The sequence below is a fragment of the Pseudomonas sp. B3(2017) genome (assembly GCF_002113595.1).
In the GTDB taxonomy this organism is placed as follows: Bacteria; Pseudomonadota; Gammaproteobacteria; order Pseudomonadales; family Pseudomonadaceae; genus Aquipseudomonas; species Aquipseudomonas ekonensis.
This window is the reverse complement of the sequence record NZ_NEIU01000004.1, coordinates 392,933-400,756: the sequence shown is the minus strand read 5'-3', so window position 1 is coordinate 400,756 and position 7,824 is coordinate 392,933. Positions and strand designations below refer to the sequence as shown.

Sequence of the window (7,824 nt, the reverse complement as noted above, 5' to 3'; positions counted from 1 at the left end):
CCCCCCCCCTTATTTGGCTAAATTCTTAGGAAAAAAGGGGAAGGGCATATAGATCAGCCCTTCAATGATAAATGAGGATGTTCAGAAATCATTCTTTTTGTTGGCGTGAAGCTCTTTGTGGCAATTTGGGCAAATAACTATTATGTTATCTGCTGAGTCTGATCCTCCCTCGCTCCTTGGAGTTATGTGATGAATTTCAAGTATTGAACGATCTGGGTTGGATTGGAATCCACAAACGGAGCAGGTGGAGATGTCGATACCGTTTTTGGATAATTCAAAAAATAATTTTTTACGATTGCTGCGTATGTATGGGTTGTAAGTTAGTGTGTGTTTTTGTTGTAGTCGAAGTTCTTCATTTTTAACGTCATTGACAACGGATTGCGGCACTTCAAAAATTTTTAGGAACTCAGAAAATATTAAAAAGTGAATATCTTTTCCATTTGTTTTGTTCTGGAATTCATGAATTAGCTCAAACTTCGGGGTGAATGCGGAGCCGCTGCTTCGTGTCCACCAGTCAGGTTTTCTATCTTCAGATATAAATACTATGTTTTCCTGTCGGTCTGCGCCTACTTGCAGTAGTGTGTGCCAGATTGAAAGGTCGCCTTCGGCATTGTCCTCCTTTGATGCGTCTTTGTATCCAGGTGCTATTTTGAATTTGTTACGTCTCTTTAGGTCGTCAAATAGTTCGTCTATTGTTAGTTTGTGATCAAGGATTGTTTCTTTTGAAAATACTTTTGAGTAAATGTCTACGACTGGATCGCTCCATGTCCAGTTTTTTATTTTTGTTGCAATAGAATCAAGAGCTGAGTTGTATTCGTCTATTGCTTTTTTGGTTTGTTCGGCATGTTTGTTTAGTAGTTCGTACTCTGGAAGATCAAATAGTATTGGGTACTCTGGAGCTGGTTTTATTTTTATTTTTCTTTCGTGGATGCTGTTATGGATTTCAGACAGTTTATTTTGCTTGTTTATTGCGAATTCCCGTGCCGCGTGAGCGGAAAGAAAAATTCGGTTCTGTTTGCGCAAAGATGATAGTATTTTTTCAATTTCATTAATGCTTTCTTTTCTTAAGTTGTATGGTGCCAATAGAACGTTGGTGTCGAAGGATACGAGGCAGGAGTTTTTTATAGTTTGGATTGAATTTTGCTTGTAGGAGAATATTAATTCTGGCTGAGGTATTTTTTCACGGTATGAGTTGAAAGTGTCAGAGGCGTCTTGGGAGTTTACTTGTTCTTTGGTCATGAGGATGGCGGTGTCGAGATGTTTGATTTTGAGGTTAGATCGGATGTATTTTAATGAATAAATCCGCTCGATTTGTTTGGTTAGATTGATGGTTCCAATTCATCTAACCCTGAAAGCAAATCGTCTGAGAAATCTAGAATAGGATGTGGGATGTCAGCAAGGATAGATTCGCGATCACAATGCCGTAAAAAGAAATAAAGAGACGAGTCAATGATTTTAAGAAGCTTGCTCCCTCGATCATAATCTACAAAGGGCGGCTGAATTCTTTTGTTTATTTGGTGTTGAGTGATGTTGTGGAGAAACGCGCCAAGGTCACCTGATCGGACGTCGTCAGGTCTGTGGTGTACTCTCCGGATGCCTTCTAATAAGTTGGATCGAGACAATCCCTGCTCAATATTGTCTAAGTCCGCTTTTAATAGTAGTTGTATGAAATAAAATGGAAAGGCAAGTGAGGGTTTCCCGCTTTGGTTGCTGGTTTTGCGTGCAATGTCAACAAAGGATTCAAAATTTCGAATGTGGCGGCCGCCATAGTCGCTGGCTTTTGTCGCTAATGCCATCCTTAGATGGTTGTGCGTAATCTTCGTGATTGACTCTGTTGTTTCAGTTAGTCCTGCTGCAATACAGCACTGTTTGCAAAGTTCCTGAACTACGCCGACGCTGTCAAATGAAGATTTTATCAGTTTTTCCTGGATTTCGCTGAAGTCGGCATTAAGTAGCTTTGAGCCTTTTTCGATAACTTTTTTGAAGTCGTCGTCCAGCCAGGGCTCTACGGGTACTTCAGTTACTCGATCTAGGAGATCGCCGTTGAACTGCACGAGTCTGTTTGCTTCTCGCCAGATTCCCAATACAATAAATATTACACCTAGGTCTTGAAATACCCGAAGATCGTATGCGAGACGTTCCTGAACCTCTAGGGAAAGATAGTGAAAATTTTCAAGTACAATAAATTTTTCTATGCCTTTTTTTCTTAAAAGTTCGGATACGTCTTGTGCTAATTCCAGGTTGTACTCGATGTAAAGCTCTTTTGAAGTGTTGGTTTGTGTTTTTTTGTCTCCAGTACCAGATCCTAAATTTGCTTCACCCATGAATGGAACTTTTACTTTTACTCCGGCGCTTATATTTGTTGCGATTTCGAAGCTTAGTCCCTGTGTATCACTCTCAAAATATGTAATGTTCGATTGGCGAAGGATTGATCGATAAATATCTATTGCTTGAGTTTGTGGCGAGCACTCAACTTTTACGTATTCGCTTGGTTCTAGGTGCTTTAGTGTTAGGGATGTTTTACCTTGTTTTGATGAACCGTATACTATGACTTGGTTTTTGTCCTTTAGTGCTGCGCTGAATAGTTCGTCAACGCTAGGTCTCTCTATGTAAGACTCGATTAGTTGGCTGCGGACGCCAAAAACATCACTTGTTTTGTACTTCATTTGCTATCCTTTTCTGAAGATTATGTGAGTGTGTTTTTAAGGTTTTTTTGAGTTGGTATTGTAGTTTTTTACTAAGTGAAGTGTATGCGTTGAGCTGGGATTCTACAATGCGGTAATCGCGGCTGGTGTTCTGTGCTCTCGCGTCAATCCATATCAGATTTTTTAGGTGTTTTAAACAATGCCATCAGGTAGCGTGTTTAATGTTCTTTAGCTGGTGTGTCTTATAGACTACACGCACCTTGCACCACCCCCTACACCTAAGCCAGAATCCGCCGACTTGTGCGTCTAGAACACGGGTTTTATCGTTCCAGGGTCACTGAAAACCAGTGATCGGGTTTGGTAGCCCGTTTCGTTTCTAGATGTGCAGTGCCCCCATGTGCAGCCGCTTTTTCAGGGCTCGGTTTCATGGTGGTCATGCGTGGGGCCCATCCGTGGGCGCCGGGTTCTAGTGCGACCGGTCTACCAACCCGCGTATGGCCGCCACCCTCGTTTGGTAGCGAGGTTGATGGCTTCCCCAATGTTCGCGCTAGAGGTTCCATCCATGATCAAACCAACACCCAACCCACCCCTCACCGACCCCGCGTCCCCCTACGAATCCATCGATTCCCGAAAGCTCAACGAAGCCGCCGAACGCGCCCTCGACCATTACCTCAACCCTGCCGCGCAGATCATGGGCACTCCCCATGAATCCGAACCCATGTACCTGGCCAACCCGGTGTACGACACCGAATCCCTGCTGGCCAACGCCAGCGAGAACCTCGGTTCGGCGTCGGAGATGCTCAATAACTTCGCTGCGGTGCTGGGCGCCGGGCAGCGGCGGATGGCGTTGGGCATTGCGCAGTTGGTGATGCTGAGCGAGGTGGCGGTGAATCAGGCGCTGGATAACGTCGAGCCGAAGACGTAAGCCACGGCCCGGCGAATGGCCTAGGACAGGGCGGCAATGCTGAACCCCGGCTGTCGAGCCGTGAAGTTTCATGTTGCCGCCAACCCCGGGCGCCTAGGATGGGAGCGACAAGACCGCACCCCAAGGGAGCCCAGCCATGCATGCCCGACTTATTCACGCGTTGTTGATCGTCGCCGCCGTTTCAGCCTTGAGCGCCTGTTCGGGCGGCGGCATGACCACCACCACGTGCTTCTCCGCCGACTGCCAGTCGTTGGACGGCCGTAACGCCAACACCCTGAAGTTCGGCGGGAGCAGCATCGGCAACAACTTCAACCAGTACAGCTCGGGCCTGTTGCACGACGATTGAGGTCACGGTGCCGTGGGCGCGGCGATCCATTCGCCCAGCACTTTCTGGTATTTGCCGGTCACCTTGCTCAGGTGCAGCCACTGGTCGACGTAGAGTTTCCAGCCGATGTCGTCGCGGGGCAGCAGGTAGGCCTTTTCGCCGTACTGCATGTACTTGTCCGGGTTGACGGCGCACAGGCCCGGTTTGAGTTTCTGCTGGTAGCGTGCTTCGGACGCGTCCGTGATCATCACGTCGGCCTTGTTGTCGAGCAGTTGCTGGAAGATCGTCACGTTGTCGTGCAGCGCCAGTTGCGCCTTGGGCAGGAAGGCGTGGACGAAGGCTTCGTTGGTGCCGCCGGCGGGTTCCACCAGGCGCACGCCGGGCTGGTTGATCTGTTCGACGGTCTGGTACTTGGCCTGGTCGGCGCAGCGCACCAGCGGGATCTTGCCGTCGACGTCGAGGGTGTTGCTGAAGAAGGCCTTTTTCTGCCGCTCCAACGTCACCGAGATGCCGCCCATGGCGATGTCGCATTTGCCCGCCAGCATGTCCGGCATCAGGGTTTTCCAGGTGGTCGGCACCCATTCGGCCTTGACCCCGAGGCTGTCGGCCAGGGTGCGGGCCATGGCGATGTCGATGCCTTCGTAGTCGCCGTCTTCGCGTTTGAAGGTGTAGGGCTTGTAGTCGCCGGTGGTGCAGACGCGCAGCCGGCCTTGTTGCTGGACGCTGTCCAGGTGCGAGGAGGTGGGCTCTGCTTGGGCGACGCCGGCCAGGGTCAGCAGGCCGCAGAAGATCATCCGGGTGGTTGGGGTGGTCATGGGTGAGGGGCTTCTGTGGGAAGTGGAAGTGGACGCAGTGTAGTGCCAGGGCGTTCCGGAAGGGGCGGGCATCCATGAAAAAGGGCGATCTTGCGGATCGCCCTTTGGTTTTGCGGCCGGTGGATTACGTCGGGTTGTTCGAGGTCATCTGCTGGACGACGTAGGCCTGGAAATCCTGCTCGGACAACTGCGGCGCCAGTTGCGCGTCCGGGAAGTTGTGCCAGTTGGAGCCTTCCTTGCGGGCGAACGTGCGGTGCCACTTGAGGATGTTCGTGCCTTCGCGCACGGAGCGCGAGGACGAGTTCTCGGAGTTGTCGCGGTTCTTGATCTGGAGGATTTTCCAGTCGCCCGAGCCGTCGTCCGCGCGCTTGATGAAGTCGGCCTTTTTGGTGGTGTAGCCGGAGCACTGCACCCAGCCGGTGGGTTCGGCTTTGCTGGCGATGTAGTCTTCGAGCAGGTCGCCGGTGAGGTTTTCGGCGGCCATGGCGATGGCATGGGCGGTCTGCATCTTTTGCAGCTCTTCGGGCGCGAAGTTGCCGTGCGCGCCCATGATCACCGGGATGATCGGATCTTGGACGGTTCTGGGCAGTATCAGCTGTTTGGCGGCGCGGCCGTTGGAGAACTTTTGCGCCAGCCGGCCGATGTAGGCCTCGCTGCCCAGCGGCGCCGCTTTGGTGGCCTTGGGGGCGAACTCGGGGTTGGCGCTGAGGAACTCGACGACCGTGGCGAACGGGTCGACCAGGTCCGGGTTGACGTCTTCCATGGCCGCACGGGCGGCGGCTTGGGCATTGGCTGGGAACGGCATGCGGTGTCCATACATCGTGGAGGTGCGAGGTTGATATCACTTTGATGTTGTTTTGTACAACACCTGGATCCAATCACTGTCCCTCCATCTCGGGACTCAACGTCCCCAACCACGCCACCAACCCCACGATCACCAGCGCAATCCCCAACTCCACCGCCACGCTGCGGCGCAGCGCGTTCGCCGCCACCCGGTGCTGACCGTCGCGCAACGACCGCTCCAGCAATGGCCCCAGATGGAAGCGGTTCAGCGCCGCCAGCACCAGCATCCCGGCAAACAGGAACACCTTGACCGCCAGCAGGATGCCGTAGGCGCCGAGCAGGATCTCGCCCAGCGTCGGGCCGACGATGAACAGGTAGTTCGCCACGCCGGTGACCGTGAGCGTCACCACAATCATCGCGCCCACCCATTCGAAGCGTTTGACGGCAAAGGCCAAAAGCCTAAGCCGCGCTTCGTCGAACTTGGCGTCGGTTCGTGCCATCAGCACCAAGGCGAGCAGGGCGCCCAGCCATGCGCCGGCGGCGAGCAGGTGCAGGATGTCGCTGAGCAGGTGCCACACGCGGCGTGACCCTTCGTCCATCGCGCCGTGGCCGCTCCAGGCCAGCGAGGCGAGGGCGACGGCGCCGGCCAGCGAGGCGATCCACAGGCTCAGGCCGGGCCTGCGCGGATGGATCGTCAATGCCAGCCCCACCAGCGCTAGCGCGCCGACCCGCACCGCCCAGGCCATTCCCACATCGGTTTCGCCCAACATCATTTGCAGGTGCGGCCACAGGGCGGCGAGGTCGGTTTCGCCACTCATGCTGCGAGTCATCATCACCAGGCCGGCCACCGACAGCAGCGCGCCCAATGCGGCCAATAAGGCCAGCATCGGGCGCAGCGCCAGCACCGCGCCGGAGCGCCGCTGTTCGCCGCGAAGGCTGTACACGCCGAACGACGCCACGCCGAACACCAGCAGCAGGTCCCCATACAACGCCAGGCGCAGCAGGCCGTTGATCAGCGCATCCATCGGTCACTTCACCTTGAACGTGACGTTGCCGGTGATCGGGTGGGTGTCCGACGACACCGCGCGCCACTGCACCTGATAGGTGCCGGCCGGCAGCGGCGCCAACGGGGTGACGAGCATGGTCTTGGGGTCGTTGCCGGCGCTGATCCGGGCCTTCATCGGCATGGGTGAGTGGGCCATGCCGGGCATTTCGGTCATCACCAGTTTGGCGCCGGAGAACTGGGTCGTCAGCGGTTCGGAGAAGCGCAATTCGATCTTCTCGGGGGCGGCGCCGTCCGCGCCTTCGGCGGGGGTGGACGACAGCAGTTTCGGGTGGGCCAGGACCTGGGCGCTCAGCAGCAGTCCGGTGGCGAGTACGACGGCGGTTTTGATGGTGCGCATGCAAGGCCTCTTTCCGCTCGGGGGCGGTGTTTTTTTGGGATGGGTGAAGGGGTCAGAACCACAGCCGCACGCCGAGCACCAGGCGCGTTTCGCTGCGGTCTTCGCCTTCCTCCCGTGCGAAATCGGCGGTGTTGCCGTAGGTGCGGTTCCAGGTGACGCCGATGTACGGCGCGAACTCACGGCGGATCTCGTAGCGCAGGCGCAGGCCGGCCTCGGTGTTGGCGAGCCCGGCGCCGATGCCGCGCTGCGGGTCGTTCTGCCCGTAGATGTTGAGCTCGGCGGTCGGCTGCAGGATCAGGCGGTTGGTCAGCAAGATGTCGTAGTCGCCCTCCAGCCGGATGGCGCTCTGGCCGCCCTCGCCGAGGAACGCCGTGGCTTCGGCCTCGAAGTTGTACAGCGCCATGCCTTGCAGGCCGAACGCGGCCCAGGTCTGCGGGGCGCCGGGCTTGAAGTCCTGGCGCACGCCGCTGACCACGTCCCACCACGGCGAGATCGCGTGACCCCAGAGGGCCTGGAGCTCGGCGTCTTCGGTGCGGCCGTTGCTGCGCTCGCCCTCGGAACGCAGCCATAGCCGATCGGTGTCGCCGCCGATCCAGCCGGATACGTCCCAGGCCAGCACGCTGGCGTCGTCGGCGTCCTGCCATTCGAGCTTGTCGGCGAGGAAATAGCTGTGGACGGCGCTGTCATGCACCTTGTGCCCGCCGGGGCTGTTGAACACGGCGGCGCGGTCGGCGTCGGTCAGGGCCGGGATCGGCGTGCGGCTTTCGGTCGGCGCGGCGGGTTGCATGCCGCCGTCATCCATCGACTGCAGGGCGGATGCGTCCATGCCGGGCATCTGGCTGTGGTCCATGCCGGCCATGTCGCTGGCGGCCATGGCCGTGGACAGGGTGCTGGTGAGCAAAACGGGTAACGCTGCGAATCGGATCAT

Annotated in this window: 9 protein-coding genes; 2 read left to right on the top strand and 7 right to left on the bottom strand. The window is 55.7% G+C overall.

All coding sequences use genetic code 11. The features are described 5' to 3' along the window. Positions 1-81 precede the first annotated feature (81 nt). Both CAG33_RS08805 and CAG33_RS28210 read right to left on the bottom strand, forming a co-directional pair. Positions 82-1,239: a PIN-like domain-containing protein gene (locus CAG33_RS08805; protein ID WP_085637816.1), complete on the bottom strand. Its 1,158-nt coding sequence runs from the start codon at positions 1,237-1,239 to the stop codon at positions 82-84. 80 nt (positions 1,240-1,319) lie between these two features. After that, positions 1,320-2,666 (bottom strand): hypothetical protein, encoded by a 1,347-nt coding sequence (locus CAG33_RS28210; protein WP_139833009.1) that lies wholly within the window; start codon positions 2,664-2,666, stop codon positions 1,320-1,322. A 541-nt stretch (positions 2,667-3,207) separates the two neighbouring features. On the opposite strand from CAG33_RS28210, the gene CAG33_RS08800 reads away from it, so the two are divergent. Together CAG33_RS08800 and CAG33_RS08795 are read left to right on the top strand one after the other, a co-directional pair. Next, on the top strand, positions 3,208-3,570 hold the full coding sequence (locus tag CAG33_RS08800) for a DUF6124 family protein (protein ID WP_085630696.1): 363 nt from the start codon (positions 3,208-3,210) through the stop codon (positions 3,568-3,570). A 136-nt stretch (positions 3,571-3,706) separates the two neighbouring features. Then, entirely contained in the window at positions 3,707-3,916 is a 210-nt protein-coding gene (locus tag CAG33_RS08795; RefSeq protein ID WP_085584364.1) for a hypothetical protein, read from the top strand. A gap of 2 nt (positions 3,917-3,918) precedes the next feature. Here CAG33_RS08795 and CAG33_RS08790 read toward each other — a convergent pair whose 3' ends face one another. From CAG33_RS08790 to CAG33_RS08770, 5 genes are all read right to left on the bottom strand, one after another. Further along, positions 3,919-4,710 carry a transporter substrate-binding domain-containing protein gene (locus CAG33_RS08790; RefSeq protein ID WP_085637812.1) on the bottom strand — a complete coding sequence of 264 codons (792 nt, stop codon included), beginning with the start codon at positions 4,708-4,710 and terminating at the stop codon, positions 3,919-3,921. A 124-nt stretch (positions 4,711-4,834) separates the two neighbouring features. After that, positions 4,835-5,515, bottom strand: coding sequence for a SinI family restriction endonuclease (locus tag CAG33_RS08785; RefSeq protein WP_170929995.1), 681 nt, complete (start codon positions 5,513-5,515; stop codon positions 4,835-4,837). Between the two features lie 73 nt (positions 5,516-5,588). Beyond that, positions 5,589-6,518 (bottom strand): copper homeostasis membrane protein CopD, encoded by a 930-nt coding sequence (copD, locus tag CAG33_RS08780; RefSeq protein ID WP_085637809.1) that lies wholly within the window; start codon positions 6,516-6,518, stop codon positions 5,589-5,591. Between the two features lie 3 nt (positions 6,519-6,521). Next, positions 6,522-6,896 (bottom strand): copper homeostasis periplasmic binding protein CopC, encoded by a 375-nt coding sequence (gene copC / locus CAG33_RS08775; RefSeq protein WP_085637806.1) that lies wholly within the window; start codon positions 6,894-6,896, stop codon positions 6,522-6,524. Between the two features lie 52 nt (positions 6,897-6,948). Continuing rightward, on the bottom strand, positions 6,949-7,824 hold the full coding sequence (locus tag CAG33_RS08770; RefSeq protein WP_085637804.1) for a copper resistance protein B: 876 nt from the start codon (positions 7,822-7,824) through the stop codon (positions 6,949-6,951).